Raw genomic sequence first — 20,671 nt, forward strand, 5'->3', positions numbered from 1 at the left:
CGTTTCATTGTTTGTGCTACCCATTTTTCAGGTTCAGTTCGTCGGGCTGTAAGATGTCAACGGGATTTTCTCGTAGTCTTCAGGATTTAACTCTTCGACTGATCCATCAGCAACCGCCTCGATAATACCCGTAAGACCCCGTTCAACCGCTTTCACAAGTTGACCTTTCTTTTTTTGCCCTATCATTTGGGTCTGGCCTTTTACCTCAAAGAGCACCGTACCACTGCCGTTCAAAGCGAATGTGCCCAATGCCGTCCCCGGAAGGTCGAGCCCTTGTGAATAAAGTGAAATATTTTTGAAAGGTGAATTGCCGTAAGACTGCAATTCATTGTAGGCAGCAAGATTCAATTGCCTTGAGAAATCATAGTTGTAGTCATCTTTATACTTCGCATATTTAGCACCTGCTACTGTATTTGGGTCTGGAACAAATTGGGCAGACAGGGACAGTGTCACTTCATCAGCCGTGCCTTCAACGTAATACATCCCCTGGTGATGAAGATCAATAAAGACATCCACTTTTCCGTATTCCTCTTTCAAAGACTTGTACACATCGCGCACGGTTTGTGCTTCAGGTGTGATAAACCAGCCTGGTGAACTTGAATTACCTGGGAAGTCTTTTGCTTCTGGAACATAATCTAAATCCGGATTAAAGTCGCGGTTCACGTCGAAGCCTGGGTTTTTACCGTAATCGTACATTTGGCTAATACCACGGTCCATATAGTTCCAAGCAGGCTTTGCATCGATTAACTGCGGAAAGCTCGAAAGAATTTCATTCCAAGTCATATCGTTTCGCCTTTTGTCCATTTCCGAAGCATCCGGGTTCATTTTCGGTAGGAAAACGAGTGTTACTTCTTCACGAATTTTCCGGATTTCGGGTGAATTACTAGAACCAATCTGCTTGAGCAGGTTAAGAGCCGCTTCAGTACCCGTTTTTTCATTCCCGTGGATTTCACTTTCGATGAGTATGACTTTTTTGCCTGTCCCAACAGTTGCTTTATAAATATCCCGACCTCTATTCGATTGGCCGACCACTTCCACAACGACATTGCCCTGACTCGATTTCTCAATTTTTTGAAGTTGTTTTTTCATCTCCTCATAATTTGTGAACCCTGAGATGGAATTGTCATGATGCCAACCTTGATTTCCCACTGTATCCGCTGCTGCATAAACAGGCATTGCAAGGCTTGCGCAAAGCGTCAAGATACCTACTGTACTCGCCATTTTCTTCTTCATGAACCAAACACACTCCTTTGTCATTGTCGGCTGTTTTTTTCAATCAATTACGCCTCAGCGTAATTGCGTCCGGAGGCTTTATCGGAGTTCAGCGGGCGTTTGAACACCCGCTGGCCAGGAAACAAAACCGCATTCATCTCGCCAACTACAGAGGTGAGATGAATGCGGAATTCAGATCAAGCATCTTATCTCTTCAAACCTGGCACATCTTTCCGAACAGTGTCAAACACACCCGCACCGATAATTTCTAAAGCAGATTGCATGCGGTCAACGGAAATATTGTCTTCAATTGTATCTTGCGGTGTGTGATACACTTTTTCGATATGGTAGACAAGAGGATCCCAACTATCGATCCCCATCCAAATGAATAGCGCGGCAGGAATTCCGGCATTATGGAATGGAACGTGGTCACTCGAGCCAAATTTACCTGGTAAAATATCGGATTTTCCAAGGCGAGCCCCCGCTGATACCGTTGAGTCTGTGACAAGATTTTTACTACCATCTACCGTCATTGCGTAAAGGTGTGTCGCTTTTTCGTATTTTGTTGCAACCATATCCGGATTGAATACACCGATGATATTATCTTTTTCAGCTTGGGTTAGTTGATCCACATAATATCTAGAGCCAAGCAACCCTCGCTCTTCTGAACCAAAGGCGATAAATTTAAGGTCTCGGTCCGTGTTAGAACTTTTGAATACGCGAGCCAATTCTAGCATTAAGCCTGTTCCAGATGCGTTATCATTAGCGCCTGGTGCCCCAACGACACTATCGATATGTGACGTTAGCAATACTTCTTTGCCATCGCCTTTTTTGTTTTTCGCTTTTTTCGTTCCAATGACGTTGACAGATTGAAGATTCGAATGACGTTTTGCCGTTAAGTCAATCGTAACAGGCCCATCATTCAACTGTTCTTTCAACCATTCGCCTTGAATATACGCAGCACCGTACACTGGAATCTCATAGGTTTTTGTCAAGCTTGGATTAAAGGTAGAACCGTAGTTTCCACGACCCCCTACTACACTTTGCAAAATAACACCGCTCGCTCCCGCATTCACTGCATTGTCAACTTGCAGGCGATAATCAGCTGTCGAATTTGCTCGTGTCAGCAACACAATTTTCCCAGCCGTATTAGCAGGAAAATCACCCGCCTGTGTTCCATCTTCGACAAAAATCACCTCTCCTTGCACAGGTGTCTCACTTATCGCTCCATTCGCTGCCGCGCCCATTTGCCATGCAGTACCATCGCCAAATGACACATCAGCAATCAGCTGATCAGCAACAGGGAAGTATTGAAATTCTACCTCGTACCCATAACTTTTTAATGTCTTTGCTACATAGTTAGCACCTTGTTTTTCGGCCTCAAGTCCACCAGGTCTTGGACCAATTTCTTCTGATAGATAACGAACATGTTCAATGGCCCATTGTGCTTTCACTTGATTAACAATTTTTTGATCATGAGCAGCGTTCGATTTGCCATTATTTGTAGCAATCGCATAGCTGGTTGATGGGCTTTCAACCGTAGCCGCAAACGAAGGTGCGAATGAAGAGGTGCTAAGTACCATTGCCCCTGCAAGCGTAAACGTCAGTAGTTTTTTTCTCAACGTATTTTGTTTGATATCCACCTTTTTCATCATCAATCACTCTCCGCCTTGTTTTTTGTCTAATTCAAAATTTTCTTTGGTGATAATAATAAACAAATTATTCCGACTATTAATTCCATTCGAAGTCCATAGGCTTCCCTTCTTGTCCTAACATCCCTATGCCATACCTGCTACTTCCTTTTTATCTTCATTCGGCTTCCCCATTTCTTTTAAAATTTTCCGGTCTCCGAAGTACATTCTCTTTCTTACTGACCAATTCCCCCTCCAAGATTAAAAACAGTTACAAGTTCATACTGTTTTATACAAGAAAGGTTCATAAGAATCAAACTTCCGAATAGTCTTTATAACTACTTTTAAATAATCAAAACCGCCTCTACCGAATGATTAATTAGCACTAACATTAAATAACAACTAACAGTTAAGTTCTTTTCCCTTCATGATAGGGACTGTGATACATATGGACTTCTGTTTTCGAATTCATCTCCAAGCAAAAAATCAGCCATCTATGTGGCTGATTTTCATTTTCAAGCTATTTTGTTGTCGTGTACTGTTCGATTCCCTATTTTTGGTCATCTACAAGTTTTCACTCCTGCCCCATCTCAATAACTTCCCTCAATTGTTTCAAATGTCGTTTCTCATGCAAGCCGACAAGCGGTAGCCATTGGCTTAATGGCACCTGTCCAAAAACTGGGTGTTTGCATGATTTGCTGCGCAATACTTCTTTTGAGCATGATTCATAAACATCTAATAGGAAAAGATGCGATTCATAGAGCGCGTTTTGCATCTCTAGTTTCGATTTGTAGGTTTCTGTCGGCGCTGTTGAGACTGGTGCGTCTACTTTCAGTAAGCGATTCGTGATAAGAGCAATCGGTTTGCTCATCGATTTTGGGCTATTCGGGTTTTTGAGCTCTTTCGCTATATTGGTTGCAACCATTGTTTCCATATTGACAAGGTGTTCGAAAATTTGCTTCGGCGACCATCCACCGTTAGAAGGGGTTCGGTTAAATTGTTCATCCGTTAGTCCCTCAATGGATTGAAATAGCTTGGTTCGGATGCGATTATTTTTTTCGAAAATCATCTAAGCGTCTCCTTTGATCACGTCAACACGTTTTCGTTGTTAGGCGTTTCTAAATAACAGATTTCCTTACTAGGATAGAAGCTTTTCTTGATTTTCGCAAGTAGTTTTTTTAATCAATTACGCCGCGGCGTAATTACGTCCGGATTTTTATCTGGGGAGGAATTGACATTCATTCCTCCCCAGATAAAAATCCTCATGTAAAACCATTTAATAGCGTTTCACATGAGGATATCGTTTTACTGGTTTTGTAGTTCTCCCAATTTGTTCGTAGCAGAAGGCTTTTGCTCCTTCTTTGTCGTTGCTTGACTACCAACGGCCTGTACCTGTTTTTCAGATGACAGGAACCAGTAAGCAGCTCCGACGAAGACGGCTCCGCCTATTGCATTGCCGATTGTGACAGGCACTAGATTTGCGATCATCCCTGCAAACGTCACTGTTTCAGGATGCGGCACCATTAAAGACAATGTCAGCATCGTCATGTTAGCAACACTGTGCTCGAATCCTGATGTGATGAAAGCAGAAATACAGCCATAAATCATAATCAATTTAGCTGCTTCATTTTTTAATTTGTATGTACACCAAACAGCTAGGCAAACGAGGATATTACAGAAAATCCCCCGCATCAGTAGTTCCATAAAGGGCGCGTTCATCTTCGCACTAGCAGTGGCCACTATAAAATCAGCCGTTCCGCCAGAAGCCATGCCAGAATAGAAAAACATCACTGCAATAAGCAATGAACCAAACAAGTTGCCCACATAGCTCGCTGTCCAAATTTGTATCGTATCATACCAAGTTGTTTTTTTCGTCAATGCGCCAATCGGCATAATCATATTATTGCCTGTAAAAAGGTCCGCTCCCGCCATTAATACTAAGCTTAATGCGATCCCAAAAGCAATACCTGTAATAACTTTCGTTCCTGCGAAGTTGGCCGGTTCAAGCAAACCACCAATCGTGGTCATAAGAATGACACCCAATCCTACAAAAAATCCTGCCATCATCGTCGTCGTCAAATACCTGCTTTTACTAGTCTTTAATAGTGTTACTTTCGAAACTGCGGTGTCAGCTAACACACCAATTGTTGCTTTCATCGTTTTCCCTCCAGCGATCTTTTACATTGTCTCTTCAGAATACAAAGTTATAAAATAATTCATATTTCCTTACAATTTCGCATCCTTTATTCATCCACTTGTGTAGTTTACCATTAATACCTAGCGTTCTAAACACCCAGTTTTAATCACCTCACTAAATGTGACAAAACGATGACATCCTTTCTAAATGACCTAAAAACCCCGCATTCTAAACAATAGGTTGTTGTTTAGAATGCGGGATTGTTAACTCCTCTTTAATAAATCCTCTACTCGTCGCACATACAGCTCCTTATCATAAGAAGCATACAGCTGACTCGCCAGTTTAATAGGGTCGCCAAAGAAAAAGCGTTCATATAAGGTTTCACGTGTACCGAAAGCGCTCATCGTTAAATCCCAGGCCAAGCGGAAAATCTTCACACGCTCTTCCGCATTGTTCCCCTTCGACTGCAAGTAGTGGTCTAAATCTTTACGGATTTCGGATTGGAAATCATGTTCTGTTGGAATAGCCATCAAGCCGCTTGCACCTAGTAGTTGAATGATTTCGGTAAAGCGCGGATAAATCTTTGGAAAAAAGTTAATAGCGATTTGCAAAGTCGGTTGATCCGGACGCATAAATCCCCATTCATCCCGTTCGGCTTCGACTTCTGATTTGATTACAAAGGCTTTCATCGTTTCAAGTGCTACGATGATTTCAGATACTTTCTCTTGCACATGCTGATACTCGCTAATGTTGATGGTGTCGACGATGGACTGAACAACGCCTAGCACAAATTCGGTTTTCACAATTTGCCGGGAGACGACTTGATGCAGTGTAAGGGGAAGATATGAACTACACGCCATAAAGTTATTGGCGACGGCTAAGTTGTCATAATAAAAGACGCGCGCCCACGGGACAACCACATTGTCGAAGACCACAATCGTATCCATTTCTTCATAGCGTGCGCTCAACGGATCATTAAATGTAGAGTCACTGCCGACAAATGATTCCCTGCACACAAATCGTAGACCTTCGCTATTGCTCGGAATCGCAAAGGCAAAGCCATTCGCGGCATCCTTCACACCACCTGGCGAAATAACGACGATTTCATCGGTAATGCCACCTTGTGTCGCTAATAAACGCGCACCTTTGATAACGATGCCCTCTTTATTACGCCCCACAACTGTCGCTGCAATAGGCTCATCGGTCTCTTCAAAATAAAACTGCGTACGATTTACTTGTGGATCGATAAATGTATGGGTCATGGATAGGTCTTTTTCACGGGCATACTCATAGAATGCGAGGACATTTTCAGGAAAACAGTTTTCTTTCCCCTCCAAAAAACCGACAGACGACGCCAATGCCATCAGGACGGTATTCATGTAATCAGGACTTCTCCCCATCATGCCATTGTTCGATTTAGCCCATTGCTGAACCATTACCCGTCTTCTCACTAAATCCTCTGTTGTTGTCGGCTGTAAATAAGACATGCCTACTCGCTGTCCTGATGAAGGTGACGGGTAGGTCATGATTTCTCGTAAAGAGGCATCATGCTGCAAATCGTATAGATCTGCTTGGCTTTTCATAATGCCTTTGAATGCGGGGTGCTCGGAAATCTTCCCTGTTACAGGCTTCCCATCTATCCAGACAGTTGGTTGCAGTTGGTCAATTCGATTAATGTAGGCATTTCCTGTAATCGCCGGCATATACACACTCCTTTTCGTCCCTACTTCGTTAGTTGTATAGTATTAGGATTGTTTGTTGGTGGTGACTATTTGGCGGACGCCCTTATCTAACACTTTTTTATTTATGACACCTCATTATTAGCAATCTATGCTATCATTGACAAGGTTCAAAAAAAGAGGTTCGAAAACTTCCCTCTATAAAAAACTAAGGAGCTGTTTAGAATGAAAAATGAAAAAGCGGTGGTCGTCTTCAGTGGCGGCCAAGACAGTACGACATGCCTATTTTGGGCATTGAAGAATTTCCGTGAGGTAGCAACGGTGACGTTTGATTATGGGCAACGTCATTCGGATGAAATTGAATGTGCTCGCCAAATTGCGCAGGAACTCGGTGTATCATTCAAAGTGCTCGATATGCAGTTGATTAACCAATTGTCTGCGAATGCCTTAACACGTAATGACATCGAAGTGACAGAAGTAGAAGGCGAATTGCCATCGACATTCGTTCCAGGCCGAAATCATCTGTTTCTATCCTTTGCAGCAGTCTATGCAGATGCCATTGGGGCTCGGCACATCATTACAGGTGTCAGTGAAACGGATTTTAGTGGCTATCCTGATTGCCGCGATAATTTTATCAAATCACTAAATGTGACGTTGAACTTAGCCATGGACGGACGATTTGTTCTGCATACGCCGCTCATGTGGCTTGATAAATCTGAAGTATGGGAACTGGCCGACGAACTAGGGGTACTTGATTACATCCAAGAGAAAACACTTACTTGCTACAACGGCGTTCCGAGCTCAGGCTGCGGAGAGTGCCCTGCTTGCGTGTTGCGCAACGAAGGACTCGCTACTTACTTAGCGAAAAAGTCTGTAGGTGTCGCCAAATGATGCAGCAGTTTTACCCGCAAGTCCAACACAACTATCGATTTGAATTAAACAAAGACCTGCATTTCTCAGCAGCGCATTACATTCCGCATGAAGAAGCCGGAAAATGCCGGGTGATGCATGGGCATACGTACCATATAAATGTAACCATTGGAGGCAATACGCTAGATGAACTCGGTTTTCTCATCGATTTCAAACAGCTTAAAAACCTCATCCATGATAAATATGATCATTCCGTGTTAAATGATCATCCTGAATTCAAGGAGCACTTCCCAACGACCGAGCGATTGGCCGAACAGATTGGGCAATCGATTCAAACCGTTTTACAAACGAGAGCGAATCAACCTGTCTGCTTACAAGTCATTGTGCGGGAGACGCCGACGAGCTATGTCATCTATCGCCCTCAACAGGAGGGTGTGCTATGAAAATTCCTGTAATGGAAATATTCGGCCCAACCATTCAAGGGGAAGGCATGGTGATCGGGCAGAAAACGATGTTTGTTCGTACAGCGGGTTGCGATTACTCCTGTTCTTGGTGTGATTCTAGTTTTACGTGGGATGGCACCGGAAAAAGTGTAGCAAAACAGCCAAGTGACATTATCGAAGAACTTCAAGCAATCGGTGGTCAATCGTTTTCACATGTGACGATTTCAGGTGGCAACCCTGCCCTGCATAAAGGCATTGGCGAACTCATCGACCTTTGCCATGCACAAGGCTGGAAAGTCGCTGTCGAAACACAAGCTTCGTTTTGGCAAGATTGGCTCGTGAAGATCGATGACATTACATTATCACCGAAACCACCCAGTTCTGGAATGGTGACAGATTTCGATAAACTGGATCGCTTTATGGAAAAGCTCATGCATGCCAACGCCAGTTTAAAAATCGTCATTTTCGATGAAGCAGATTTCAAGTTTGCTGAGGAGGTTCATCTTCGTTATCCATCGTTCCCTTTCTATCTGCAAACTGGGAACGAGGATACGACGACAACCGACGATGCACACCTGGTGTCGACCCTCCTCAATCGTTTCGAGTGGCTCATTGACCAAGCCATGCACTCATCCGTCATGAATGACGCAAAAGTGTTGCCGCAGCTACATGCGCTTGTCTGGGGGAATAAACGCGGCGTGTAATCAAATGAATGTTACAAAATAAAAAGGCCTCCACCAGTCATTTTCTCGACTGATAGGAGGCCTTTTTTCACAATACGTCTCGTCTTCCTTTATACGATGCGTTCAATGTCAATTCCCTCACCTATTCCGCTCTAATTGCTCCGAATATTGCTCCAAACAACTTTTGCATATACAGGCTTTCCTTAATTGCTCAGGCGGCACCTGCTCGAAAATCTCTGCTGGGAATACCTCTTGATTGCACCAACAAACCCCTAATGATTTGTCTAGGCCATTGCAGCAATTATTACTTTTACTACATAGCGGACAAATAACGTTCGTCATATTTCTCCCCCTTTCAAACAATAGCCTGTTCTCTATTTCATTAATCGTCACTTCCAATTGCATTGATAAATACTAGTATAGCGTATTTTTTCTGATTAATCCTACTCATTTCGGGAATCAAAAGCTTATCCATCCTGTTAGATACGTTTGAAAAAACATCGTCCTCCATCGCTACTCCGATAGACAACGATGCCCATTTTCCTCCTACTACCACGTTTTCAAAAATTGTTCTGTACGAATTCTTCCCTTTTCCATCAACTCATTTTTTGTTTCTTCATCTAAATCAAACTGCGTTGCACTATAATCATCTACTGGAATGAAAATAATATTTTTTTCATGTGATCGAGAAATGTATTTTTCATCATGCGCATTTTTCATCGTTGAAAACAGCGCTTCGAATAAATCCAATCCATTTTTAATAACGTGTCCCGGCATATCTTCTTGTTGACGACTGAGCTTTAGCCCAAGGACCGGGCGTTCTTTTTTGCCATTGGCATCATCGAATAGCCACATCGGGAAATTACTTAATACACCACCATCGACAACAATCGTATCACCCGACCCTACTTTCATCGTTACAGGCTCAAAGAAAAATGGAATCCCGCAGCTCATACGCAACGCACGTGCGATTGGAAAACTGTCTACTGATACACCATAGTCTGGTAAATCATCAGGCAGTACCATCATCTTGCCATTCGTTAAATCCGAAGCAATGAGTTTCAAAGAACCTGGCGGTAAATCCCCAAACGTATAAATTCCCTTTGCCGATAACTTCTCTAAAAACCACTGCTCAAGCGCTTTCCCTTGATACAGACCTAGACGCCAATACAGCCATAGCCATTTCATAATGGGCAAAGGAATAATCGTTTTGCGCGGATCTAGTAGCAAAGCAACATCCAACTCATTCAGCAGTTCTTCAATCTCCTTCGCGGTATAACCAGCTGCTATAAAGCTTGCCAAAATCGCTCCGGCACTCGTTCCCGCCACACGTTGAAAGCGATAGCCTTTCTCCTCCAATACTTGATAAGCCCCGACTAACGCAAATCCCTTCAACCCTCCCCCTGAAAACACGCCATCGATTAGCATGCAAACCCTCTCCCTTTTCTCGCCATTATTACACTGTAAGATGAAGAGTAGGTTTGTAGAACTTTCTTTCCAAGAATTCCGAATAATCCCCCTTCAACGTTTTTTATTTTGACAACCGATAAATCGAACTGCTACAATTAATAGGTTCGGATACAAATTAGATGTGAATCCTTTACACGTGAACTGGCAACCTAACTCTTTATAAAACGTTACTATACTGTACAGGCTTTTAGACGATTGTTATGGAGGAACTTATTATGAAGCGTTCAGAAGTAAAAAAAATGAAAAAGAAAAAATGGCCGTGGATTGTCGGTATTATTAGCGTGCTCGGTCTGGCAATTGGCGGACTCGCCTTAACAGTCTATTTTGACTTGACCTCAACGTTGAAAGGTATGCATCAATCCATTGAACGAGATGTATCTGAGAAACGCGAGGAAAAAATTGATGTCAGCAAGTTGGAGCCCTTTTCCGTACTTGTGCTAGGTGTCGATGAACGCGAAGGCGATAAAGGCCGCTCGGATACGATGATTGTTATGGCTGTCAATCCGAAACTCAATACGACAAAAATGATTAGTATTCCGCGAGATACGTATACAGAAATTGTTGGGCACGGCACAGATGATAAGCTAAACCACGCCTATGCCTTTGGTGGGATTGAGATGTCGATGGATTCAGTTGAACACTTATTGGATATTCCGATTGACTATGTCGTAGAGGTAAATATGGAAGGTTTCATCAAAATAGTGGACGAAGTCGGCGGGATCAAAGTGCATAATGATTTAGATTTTACGCAGGACTCGTTTCATTTCAAGAAAGGCACTATTACATTAACAGGTAAAGAAGCCTTGTCCTATGTTCGCATGCGGAAAGAAGATCCCAATGGAGACTGGGGACGACAAGACCGCCAAAGACAAGTGATTCAAGGAGTTTTAGATAAAGGAAAATCTGTCAATAGCTTACTGAATTACCGAGGTGTATTTAACGCAATCGGCGACAACATCAAAACAAATATGACATTCGATGAAATGGTCGATGTGCAGAAAAACTACCGGAATGCGGCTGACAAAGTAGAACAATTGCATTTTGAACAAGGGACAGGCAAGCGTATGAACGGCGGGATCTGGTATTACATGATGGACGACGAAGAACTGAAAACTATTACAGGGGAATTAAAGCAACATTTGGAGATCAATTAAAATGAGCCACGGGGGCATATCCCCGTGGCTCATTTTTTTGTAGTGGACATATGACGTTGCCAAGAAATCCGCTTATACACGCACTTGCCCAGTACCACGAATCGTAAATTTACTCGTGGTCAGTGCTTTTAATCCCATTGGACCTCTTGCGTGTAGTTTCTGTGTGCTGATACCGATTTCTGCTCCGTAGCCGAATTCGAATCCATCTGTAAATCGAGTCGATGCATTATGGTAAACAGCAGCTGCATCGACACGCGTTAAGAAAATGGCTGCGCGCTGTTCGTCGTTTGTAATGATGGCTTCAGAGTGCTTGGTACCGTATTGATTAATATGAGCGATTGCCTCATCAATCGTTGAAACGACTTTGACACTGACCGTTAAACCGAGGTATTCGGTTGACCAATCTGCTTCAGATGCTCGTTGGACATTGCTGCATTCGCTTGCAATGGTTTCATCCCCGATAATCTCTACATCACTTTCCTGCAATTTTGCAATGAGGGCCTTCCCATATTGCGCAAACCACTGTTCATGAATTAAAATCGTTTCAATGGTATTACAAACAGATGGACGTTGTGTTTTTGCATTGATGACAATTTTTTCAACCATCTCTAAATCTGCCGACTCATCGATATAAATATGACAATTTCCTGCCCCTGTTTCAATGACTGGAACAGTTGCTTCACGGACAACTGTTTCAATGAGGGCTTTCCCCCCCCTTGGAATGAGAACGTCCAAATACGCATTGAGTCGGAATAAATCCTTCGCCGTTTCCCTGCTCGTATCCTCAATCAGTTGGACCGATTCCTTTGGGATGTCGCTATTATCTAAAGCCATATGAATGGATTGAATCAATGCGATATTCGAATATTTCGCAGAAGAACTGCCTCGTAAAATCACAGCATTTCCGGTTTTAATCGCCAAGGTTGCCGCATCAATGGTGACATTTGGCCTTGCTTCGTAAATCATGCCGATGACGCCAATTGGCACACGTTTCACTTCAATCTGCAAGCCGTTTTCTTTTTCAATCGTCTCTAGCGTCTCCCCGATTGGATCTGTTAAGTCGATTAATTGTTGGATGGCATCAGCCATGTCTTGGATGCGTTTTTCATTGAGCATAATCCGGTCAAGCATGGCATCCGTTAGACCATTCGCCTTACCAGCTTCCAGATCCTTTTGATTTTCAGCAAGGATGGTTGCTTGGTCTACTACGAGTTGCTCAGCAATTAGCGCCAATGCCTGATTTTTTTGCTCGGTTGTAATGTTAACCAATGAATAGCTCGCTTCCTTAGCAATCTTCCCTTTCCGTTTCACTTCACTCATTAGTAATTCCCCCTTGTTTTATAGTTGCGCCCATCGATCACGGTGAATGACTTCAACCGTTGTTGACACGAGTTCTGCCGCTCTTTCTCGATTCCGCTTTTCAATGGTGCTCTTCAATTCCTCCGAGGAATAACTAACTTCCCCTCTTCCTAAAAGGCCATTCACACCAAAAACTTCCACAACATCGCCTTTGTCAAAAGTGCCATTTACTTTAAAAACACCTGCTGGCAATAAGCTCCTGCCGTTATGCAAAATCGCCTCTTCCGCCCCTTGGTCCACATACAATTTACCCGTCGTTTCAGAATGAAGAACAATCCATTGTCGACTCGTATTGATTTTCGCAATGTCGGGATTGGAAATATATGTGCCATCTCCATCTCCTCGCAAAATATCAACCAATTTATCCGAACCTTGCCCCGTGCCAATAAAGACCGAAACGCCCAATGAGGTTGCCGTTTTTGCAGCTAATAATTTGGACTTCATGCCGCCCGTCCCCACTTTTGATCCCGTGTCATCTGCACCTGCCATCAAGTCTTGCGTAATTTCCTCCAAATAATCAAAACGTTTGGCTGCTGGATTATTGCGTGGATTGGCATCATACAACCCGTTGATATCCGTCATAATGATAAGTTGGTCTGCATGAAGAAAGCCGCTAACAAGTGCCGATAGCATATCATTATCACCAAAAGTTAGTTCATCGACAGCGACCGTGTCATTTTCGTTAATAATCGGCAAGACACCTCGTTCTAATAACTCACTCATCGTCGCAAAGGCATTTTTATAGCGCTCCCGATTCGAGAAGTCCATACGTGTCAATAAAATCTGGGCAGGTACAATGCCATATTCACTAAACTTTTCGATATATGATTGAATCAGTAAACTTTGCCCCACCGCTGCCGCTGCTTGTTTCCCCTTCGTTGTCAATGGCCTTGACGGATAGCCTAAACCAGCAAATCCAGCCGCAACCGCCCCGGAAGAAACGACGATTACTTCATGCCCCGCTTGACGAAGTGTAGCAAGCGCACCAACATGATCATTAAATTTCGCCTGATCGATTTCACCTTGATCATTTGTCAAAGAACTACTTCCGATTTTTACCACAATCCGCTGCCTCTTCATCCCATATCCCCGCCATTTCCCATATAATTCAACCAAAAAAGCCCAGTCATCCTTAACGATTAAGGACGAAAGGGCTTTACTTCCGCGGTACCACCATAATTGGATGCGTTTAAAAAACACATCCCACTCTCCTCATAACGCTGAGGTATGCGCCTATGGTTTACCTAGGACTCTGAAGGTAGGTTCTGTCGGTTGGTGTGACGAAATCTCTCAGCTCATAAATTTCGCTCTCTGGCATACCAAGTACATACATACTATTCCTTCGTCTACGCTCGATTTTTAAGATTGTAAACAATCATACAATAGAAAATAGTTTTGTCAAGTGCTTCATGCAGTACTTTTATCGCAACCGATAAAATCGATAGATGAAAAGACCATGGGTATAGATAAGATGCCTCCATCCCCGCATCATTCCAGTTATCCAACCTGATTCGGCGCTTTTTTCTTCATAAACCACGCCAAGACAATCGCACCGATTAAAATAAATCCTAGATAGCCCATCGCTGGATAAACCGTACCGACAAGCGTGATGAAGCCGATGAAACTTGCGCCGTATGCAGCAACGCCAAATACGACAACAGCGCCTTTGAAACGTACTGTTTCCGGCTTGATGAAACGTGCTGCAAATGCGTATAACATGCCGACCGCAGTGTTGTAAACCATCCCCAATAAAATCACGGACATGATAACCCCAACAATCGGACTGATGTTATTTGCTAAAAATAGCATCGGCATTGGTACGGCTGCAATTTCTTTCAATTGCGTCAGCATGGAGATATTAATCAGCAGAATCAACAATCCAAGACCCAAACCACCGATAATGCCGCCCCACGCCGCCGTTTTTTCATTTTTCACCGTTCCGCCCATCACCGTCAACATCGCTGCACCTGCCGCAATATTATAGGAAACGTACAAGATTGCACCTAACAACCAATGAGAGGCTCCTTGATTGTCGGTCGTCACGGCCGCTTCAATGGCCGCTGATGAAAAATCGAAATTGACAACTGAATAAACAGTAATAATAATGACGAGCAATAATAAAAAAGGTGTAAATGCACTAATGAGTGTAATAACTTTTTGCACGCTTAACGTCACCGTTGCGATCGTCAATACAGCCATAACGATACTGCCGATATAGCCTGGAATACCAAATTGCTGTTCAAAAATGGCACCTGCTCCTGAAAACATGACGACCGTCACGCCAAATAAGAAAAAGGTAATGATAAAATCAACAATGACGCCGACATATCGACCACAAATATGATAAATGACATTTTGATGAGACGTCGTTTGTAAACGACTTCCTAGCTGCGTTAAATTCATGCCAATGAAAGCGAATAAAGCCATTGCGACCAATGATCCGACGATGCCAATGGTGCCAAAACTCGTAAAAAACTGTAAAATTTCTTGTCCGGATGCAAAGCCCGCTCCAACGATAACGCCGATGAAAGCCGCTCCGATTTGAAAACTTTTTCTCATAATAGTTGTTCCCCCGTTTTTTCATGTCTGTAACTTTTCATCCTCCAGCAACCTATATATTGCATGAGAGTGAATACCTTTTATTTTCAGACTATTTAAAGCGTAGTGAGTGACAAAACGTCACCCACTGTACTTATTTTGCTGTAAAATGCAGTTCGTCCACTGTGAACGTATCCATCGCCGCAAGATTCGGTTCATATCCGATACCGTATGCTGTTGGTACAGTAATATAGCCATCCTCAACAACGACTTCAGGCGTGATGACATCTTGCTCCCAGTAACGAGAAGACCCCGCTGTATCCCCTGGTAAAACAAAGTTCGGCAATGTTGTCAGTGCGACGTTATGCGCGCGTCCAATTCCCGATTCCAACATACCGCCACACCAAACCGGAATGCCACGCTCCATGCAGTAATCATGGATTTTTTTCGCTTCCGTCAAGCCACCGACGCGGCCGATTTTAATGTTAATAATTTTTGTGCTGCCAAGTTCAAGCGCTTTTCGTGTATCCTCAAGTGAATGAATGCTTTCATCCAAACAGATTGGCGTTTGTAGCTGTTTTTGCAACGTCGCATGATCGATGATGTCGTCTGAGGCAAGCGGCTGTTCAATCATCGTCAAATTGAAAGCATCGAGCTGTTTTAGCAGTTCAACATCCTCCAGTGTATACGCCGAGTTGGCATCTGCCATCAGCGGTACATCCGGGAAATGTTTACGGAGTTCACGGATGACGTCAACGTCATAACCTGGTTTAATTTTCACTTTGATGCGCTTATAGCCTTCCTCGATGAAGCCACCAACCGTTGCAACTAAATCGGCAACATTTTCCTGAATCCCGATACTGATCCCAACTTCGATTTTTTCTTGTTTACCGCCTAATGCTTGCGCCAATGTCAGTTCGTTGCGCTTGGCATAAAGGTCCCAAATGGCTCCTTCAACCGTTGATTTCGCCATATTATTTTTACGAATAGCGGCGAACAATTCATTTACCTCATCTGGATGCCCAATTTCCTTCCCCAAAACTAATGGGATTAAGAAGTCCTTAATCATATGCAAATTCGTTTCAAGTGTTTCTTCGTTGTACCAAGGAGAATGGAAAGCAACAGACTCTCCCCACCCCGTATTGCCAAGCTCGTCTTTCGCTTCGAGCAACAAAAATTCTTTCTCTTGAAACGTTCCAAAGCTTGTTGTGAATGGATGTTTCATCGTCATTTTCATTTTGCGGATGTTAATTTCTTTAATAATCATTCAGCATTCTCCTCATGTTTCGTATTTAGTGGAATCGTTTCTCTTTTGACAAATTGGTAGTAATGGACCCCTTCGTCAGATCTGTTAACACCTACTAACGCATAACCCGCGTCGAATAACGTTTGACAAATCACTCGCATTTTCACGCGCCAATCTAGAGCTAGTTCCGGCTCACTTTTTTTAATCAACTGAATCGCTGCTGGAACAGGCACTTCAATCCCTTCACTGTCTGTCCAAATATCTGCCAGCTCTACTTCAATCATTGGATTGCCTAATTCCGATTGCTTGACGCCAAACGGTCGATGATAATCGACGATTTGCGGTGTCCATTGCTCTTGAACACGTTCACTGGAAACCCACCATTCGATTTTAAAGCGGTCAGATGGCAATCCTTTGTTCAATCCATCTGCCATCTCCCCATACCAGTTTTCTAAATACGTATTACAAATTCCATAGAGTTTGGATACATTTAAATACGCATTGCGGCTTTCGAGCGGATCGAATGTCCAAACAATGAGCTCATAGCCCATATCACGAGCAAGTCGAAGCTGCTCCTCTTTCAACAGCTTGCCAACGCCCATCGACTGATAATCGGGATGCGTACCAAGCATATGCGAACATAAATGCACTTTTCCGTTCGCAAAACCTGCGAAACTATAAGAAAAACCGACAATTCGATCATCGTCAAAAGCCCCTAATAGCAACCCACCATTTGTTACCGCTGTATACGTTTGATGGATTGGAATCGGATCCATCCCCCAAATTTCTTTCTCCAAATCTTGAATCAGATACATATCTTCATGTGTCACTAACTGACGAATCGCTATTGTCATACAATCACTTCCCTTGTTCTAGCTGCTCGAACGTCTGAATAACCGTGCGAGTCAAAATTTCAATGCCTGTTTGGATACTATCACGGTTGAATGTCATATGCGGATGGTGAAGCCCTGGCGCTAAATCGCAACCAAGGCCAAGCATTGTCGCTTTCACAGTTGGCCTTTTTAATGTGTAATAATGAAAATCTTCCCCGCCTGGTGTAACGATTGGAGCCGCCAAAAATTGCTCGCCCACGGTTTCTGTAATCGCTTGTGCCATCAATGCCACAGCCGTTTCATCGACTTGGGCGGCGGCAATTTCTGCTTGCACTTCATAGCTGATTTCCACATCTGCCATGTCGGCAATCAAGCGGATGGCTTTGTCCACTTCGCTCATCAACTTGTCCATGACCGTATTCGTTTGTGCGCGAATATCTAGGCTAAACACGGCATTGCCAGGGATGATGTTCGCTGATTCTCCCCCCGCCTGAAACATCGTCATTTTGGCCGAATGCGGCACCATCGGATCCACATGGATGGACTGAATCGCTTGCACAAGACGCGCCATCACTTCAATGGCGTTTTGCCCAAGATGCGGCCTCGCCCCATGTGTATCTGTGCCAATAATTAATCCTTTTATCATTTTGGCAGAACCATGCAAAATCGCAGGTGCTGAATAGCCGTGTCCGATTTCTTGAATCGGACGAAGATGAACGCCATACAAATAATCGACATCATCTACAAGCCCTTTTTCCACAAACGACAAAGCCCCCGTCCCTTTTTCCTCAGCGGGTTGAAAAAGGACTTTTAAGCGTCCTATCTTCGGATAACCGAGTTTTTTCAATGTAAATAACGCACCAATCGCCATCGTCATATGTGCGTCATGTCCACAAGAATGATTCGCTTGGTAAACGCCATCCACTTCTTGCCATAGCGCATCAATATCCGTACGTAGCCCTACGCAATGCTCGCCCGTCCCTGCTGTTACGACAAGCCCCGTTGAATCATCGAAGGTCTCGACTTGAAATCCTTCACGCTCCAACAATTGCTGAATATACTTCGTCGTCTCCACTTCCTGCCAACTAATTTCGGGATGTGTATGTAAATGTTGAAAGACTTCTTCGACGACCGATTTCACTTCTTGTACTGCCGTTTTCACGTTCATATCAATCCACTCCTTCCACGAATAAAAAATCACTCGAAATCGCTCGATACGTTTGTTGTCTTTTTTCAAAACGATCCTTTTCTTTCACAGACAAGCCTGCGACAATCGCATTCATGAATGAAAACAATGCAGCCGTAGCATCCAGTGTCGACTTATTCGGTGAATAAATCGGAAATAGCACATCGCTACATGATTGGATAGGTGCAAATATGGAATCTGTAATGCCAATCATGAAAGCCCCCTGTTGCTGGGCCAATTGTGCGATTTGAATCGTTTCCTTCAAATAGCGATGAAACGAAATGACAATGACGACAGATTGCTTATCCATTTGACTAAGTGTCTGGATAACATCTTCCGTTTCAGGTCGCAATAGCTGCACATTACCTCTCACTAAACCGAGCGTATAAGAAAGCCAATTGGCCGCTGTATACGATGAGCGAAGCCCTAGAACATAGACCGTTTTTGCATTGGCCAAGCGATCGATGGCGGTTTCATAGTCTGCTTCGTTTATTTGCTTCATCGTTTCTGTTATGGTGGCCCGGTCCTGCTCCATCACTTGTTCAAAAAAATGGGGCTCTTGTTCCATCGCTAATTTAGACTGCTGATACGTCGTCAAGCTGCTTTCTTGAACAAACAACTGTTCACGTACACCCTTTTGTAATTCGGCGTACCCAGAAAGCTCCAAACTATAACAAAAGCGAATAACCGTTGTTTCACTAACCCCAATCGTCGCTCCAACCTCTTGCGCGGACGATAGCGCAATACTTTTAGGATAATCGATGACATACTGTGCAACTTTTTTCTGACTTTTGGATAGTTGGTCGTAATGCTCATGAATGAGCCCTTTAAGTTTCATCTTCCCGCACCCCTCGCGAAGTTTCAACATTTTTATTTTAAATAAAGAAGTTTACACTTCATAATTCGTTGTACTCAACTTACCACACTAATTAGCTGAATTCAATCCATTTTCTGATTTTATAACAATAGAGTTTCAGTGTATGTCGACTGACTCTGTGGGCTTCACAAACTAACTATGCGTGCTTCGCAAACTACTTTGCGCGCTCTCCAACTAACTATGAGGCTTGCAACACAAAAAAAGACACCAAGCCCTTTCAGACCTAGTGCCTCTTTCACTCACTTAAGCTCTTGCCAACATTCGTTCCAATGCCGTAATCGCATCCTTCGTCGTTTCTTCATCAACCTGAATCGTATTGACCTCTTCCCCATTCACAATACTCTCCAAGCTCCAAAGTAAATGCGGTAAATCAATGCGGTTCATCGTCAAGCATGGACACATGCTCGGATTCAAGGAGATAATTTGCTTATCCGGATGATTTTGAATCAGTCGATTGACAAGATTCATTTCCGTACCAATTGCCCACTTGCTCCCCGGATCCGCATTTTCAATCGCATCTATAATGTATTTCGTCGAGCCATTGTCATCTGCAAGCGCGACGACTTCGCGTGAACATTCGGGATGGACAATAATACGTGTTTCCGGATCACTTTCTCGTAGGTCCACGATATTTTTCACAGTAAAGTTTTCATGGACAGAGCAATGCCCTTTCCATAAAATCACTTTTATATCCTCGAAATCTCCTTCATACTCCAGTTGATCGTTAATCGGGTTCCATACCGCCATTTGCTCAAGCGGAATGCCAATGTCATATGCCGTATTGCGCCCTAAATGCTGATCTGGTAAAAAGAGAATGCGTTCTTTTTGTGTAAATGCCCATTTCACCATTGCATGTGCATTCGATGACGTAACAGTTGCCCCACCATTTTTACCGACAAATGCTTTAATGGCCGCCGTTGAGTTCACGTAAGTCAATGGGACAATTGTGTCACCAAATGTCTCCATAAGTGCAGCCCATGCACGATCCGTTTGAAAAATATTCGCCATATCTGCCATCGAACAACCCGCACGCATATCGGGTAAATACACTTTCTGATGATCATTTGTCAAAATATCAGCCGTTTCCGCCATAAAATGCACGCCACAAAAAACGATATGCTCCGCTTGCTCATTGGCCGCACATAGCTGCGCCAATTGCAACGAATCCCCTGATACATCTGCAAACTGGATGACCTCATCTTTTTGATAATGATGCCCGGGGATGAACAGCTTGTCCCCGAGCTGTTTTTTAATCGCCACAATCCGCGCTTCCATTTGCTCACGCGTCAAGTCTCGATAGCTTTCTGGCAATGTGCCACTCTTTTGTTCTTCGAAATAATGTAAGATCGACAA

General features: G+C 43.5%; 19 protein-coding genes and 1 riboswitch. Of the genes, 4 read left to right on the forward strand and 15 right to left on the reverse strand.

All coding sequences use genetic code 11. The features are described 5' to 3' along the window. Positions 1 to 33: 33 nt before the first annotated feature. From MKY34_RS16150 to hpaB, 5 genes are all read right to left on the reverse strand, one after another. Entirely contained in the window at positions 34 to 1,233 is a 1,200-nt protein-coding gene (locus MKY34_RS16150) for a M14 family zinc carboxypeptidase (RefSeq protein ID WP_342512145.1), read from the reverse strand. A gap of 185 nt (positions 1,234 to 1,418) precedes the next feature. After that, the gene (locus tag MKY34_RS16155; protein ID WP_342515282.1) at positions 1,419 to 2,795 is read right to left on the reverse strand and encodes a M28 family metallopeptidase; all 1,377 of its coding nucleotides are present in this window, start codon (positions 2,793 to 2,795) and stop codon (positions 1,419 to 1,421) included. 622 nt (positions 2,796 to 3,417) lie between these two features. Beyond that, on the reverse strand, positions 3,418 to 3,912 hold the full coding sequence (locus MKY34_RS16160) for a DinB family protein (RefSeq protein ID WP_342512146.1): 495 nt from the start codon (positions 3,910 to 3,912) through the stop codon (positions 3,418 to 3,420). 236 nt (positions 3,913 to 4,148) lie between these two features. Continuing rightward, a complete protein-coding gene (locus tag MKY34_RS16165) occupies positions 4,149 to 5,000 on the reverse strand; it encodes a formate/nitrite transporter family protein (protein ID WP_342512147.1) in 852 nt (283 codons plus the stop codon). Between the two features lie 243 nt (positions 5,001 to 5,243). Next, complete coding sequence (gene hpaB / locus MKY34_RS16170) at positions 5,244 to 6,683, reverse strand: 4-hydroxyphenylacetate 3-monooxygenase, oxygenase component (protein ID WP_342512148.1); 1,440 nt, start codon at positions 6,681 to 6,683, stop codon at positions 5,244 to 5,246. A gap of 149 nt (positions 6,684 to 6,832) precedes the next feature. Continuing rightward, a riboswitch (PreQ1 riboswitch) is annotated at positions 6,833 to 6,877 on the forward strand. Positions 6,878 to 6,884: 7 nt separating this feature from the next. Here hpaB and queC point away from each other — a divergent pair. Genes queC through queE form a run of 3 tightly spaced genes read left to right on the forward strand, consistent with a single transcriptional unit; the run spans position 6,885 to position 8,676 of the window. Further along, positions 6,885 to 7,550, forward strand: a complete 666-nt coding sequence (gene queC, locus MKY34_RS16175; RefSeq protein ID WP_342512149.1) for a 7-cyano-7-deazaguanine synthase QueC — start codon at positions 6,885 to 6,887, stop codon at positions 7,548 to 7,550. Beyond that, positions 7,547 to 7,972: a 6-carboxytetrahydropterin synthase QueD gene (gene queD, locus MKY34_RS16180; protein WP_342512150.1), complete on the forward strand. Its 426-nt coding sequence runs from the start codon at positions 7,547 to 7,549 to the stop codon at positions 7,970 to 7,972. The genes queC and queD overlap by 4 nt, the downstream gene beginning before the upstream one ends. Further along, positions 7,969 to 8,676 (forward strand): 7-carboxy-7-deazaguanine synthase QueE, encoded by a 708-nt coding sequence (queE, locus tag MKY34_RS16185; RefSeq protein ID WP_342512151.1) that lies wholly within the window; start codon positions 7,969 to 7,971, stop codon positions 8,674 to 8,676. The genes queD and queE overlap by 4 nt, the downstream gene beginning before the upstream one ends. 117 nt (positions 8,677 to 8,793) lie before the next feature. Here the strand turns inward: queE and MKY34_RS16190 are convergent, their stop codons facing one another. Then, on the reverse strand, positions 8,794 to 9,060 hold the full coding sequence (locus MKY34_RS16190; RefSeq protein ID WP_342512152.1) for a cysteine-rich CWC family protein: 267 nt from the start codon (positions 9,058 to 9,060) through the stop codon (positions 8,794 to 8,796). 144 nt (positions 9,061 to 9,204) lie between these two features. Then, positions 9,205 to 10,083 (reverse strand): patatin-like phospholipase family protein, encoded by an 879-nt coding sequence (locus MKY34_RS16195; RefSeq protein ID WP_342512153.1) that lies wholly within the window; start codon positions 10,081 to 10,083, stop codon positions 9,205 to 9,207. 257 nt (positions 10,084 to 10,340) lie between these two features. Here MKY34_RS16195 and MKY34_RS16200 point away from each other — a divergent pair, with 257 nt between their 5' ends. Next, entirely contained in the window at positions 10,341 to 11,279 is a 939-nt protein-coding gene (locus MKY34_RS16200) for an LCP family protein (RefSeq protein WP_342512154.1), read from the forward strand. A gap of 72 nt (positions 11,280 to 11,351) precedes the next feature. Here MKY34_RS16200 and MKY34_RS16205 read toward each other — a convergent pair whose 3' ends face one another. The 8 genes from MKY34_RS16205 to nadA all read right to left on the reverse strand — a co-directional run bounded on the left by MKY34_RS16205 (position 11,352) and on the right by nadA (position 20,671). Further along, positions 11,352 to 12,599: a glutamate-5-semialdehyde dehydrogenase gene (locus MKY34_RS16205; protein WP_342512155.1), complete on the reverse strand. Its 1,248-nt coding sequence runs from the start codon at positions 12,597 to 12,599 to the stop codon at positions 11,352 to 11,354. A gap of 18 nt (positions 12,600 to 12,617) precedes the next feature. Continuing rightward, positions 12,618 to 13,718, reverse strand: a complete 1,101-nt coding sequence (gene proB, locus MKY34_RS16210; protein ID WP_342515283.1) for a glutamate 5-kinase — start codon at positions 13,716 to 13,718, stop codon at positions 12,618 to 12,620. Between the two features lie 417 nt (positions 13,719 to 14,135). Next, on the reverse strand, positions 14,136 to 15,197 hold the full coding sequence (locus MKY34_RS16215) for a hypothetical protein (RefSeq protein WP_342512156.1): 1,062 nt from the start codon (positions 15,195 to 15,197) through the stop codon (positions 14,136 to 14,138). 133 nt (positions 15,198 to 15,330) lie between these two features. Beyond that, on the reverse strand, positions 15,331 to 16,443 hold the full coding sequence (gene menC / locus MKY34_RS16220; protein WP_342512157.1) for an o-succinylbenzoate synthase: 1,113 nt from the start codon (positions 16,441 to 16,443) through the stop codon (positions 15,331 to 15,333). Continuing rightward, on the reverse strand, positions 16,440 to 17,276 hold the full coding sequence (locus MKY34_RS16225; protein WP_342512158.1) for a GNAT family N-acetyltransferase: 837 nt from the start codon (positions 17,274 to 17,276) through the stop codon (positions 16,440 to 16,442). The genes menC and MKY34_RS16225 overlap by 4 nt, the downstream gene beginning before the upstream one ends. Before the next feature lie 4 nt (positions 17,277 to 17,280). Next, positions 17,281 to 18,417: a M20 peptidase aminoacylase family protein gene (locus MKY34_RS16230; RefSeq protein ID WP_342515284.1), complete on the reverse strand. Its 1,137-nt coding sequence runs from the start codon at positions 18,415 to 18,417 to the stop codon at positions 17,281 to 17,283. A 7-nt stretch (positions 18,418 to 18,424) separates the two neighbouring features. After that, complete coding sequence (locus tag MKY34_RS16235; RefSeq protein WP_342512159.1) at positions 18,425 to 19,279, reverse strand: MurR/RpiR family transcriptional regulator; 855 nt, start codon at positions 19,277 to 19,279, stop codon at positions 18,425 to 18,427. A gap of 282 nt (positions 19,280 to 19,561) precedes the next feature. After that, positions 19,562 to 20,671 carry a quinolinate synthase NadA gene (gene nadA / locus MKY34_RS16240; RefSeq protein ID WP_342512160.1) on the reverse strand — a complete coding sequence of 370 codons (1,110 nt, stop codon included), beginning with the start codon at positions 20,669 to 20,671 and terminating at the stop codon, positions 19,562 to 19,564.

It is taken from the genome of Sporosarcina sp. FSL K6-1522 (genome assembly GCF_038622445.1).
Classification (GTDB): Bacteria; Bacillota; Bacilli; order Bacillales_A; family Planococcaceae; genus Sporosarcina.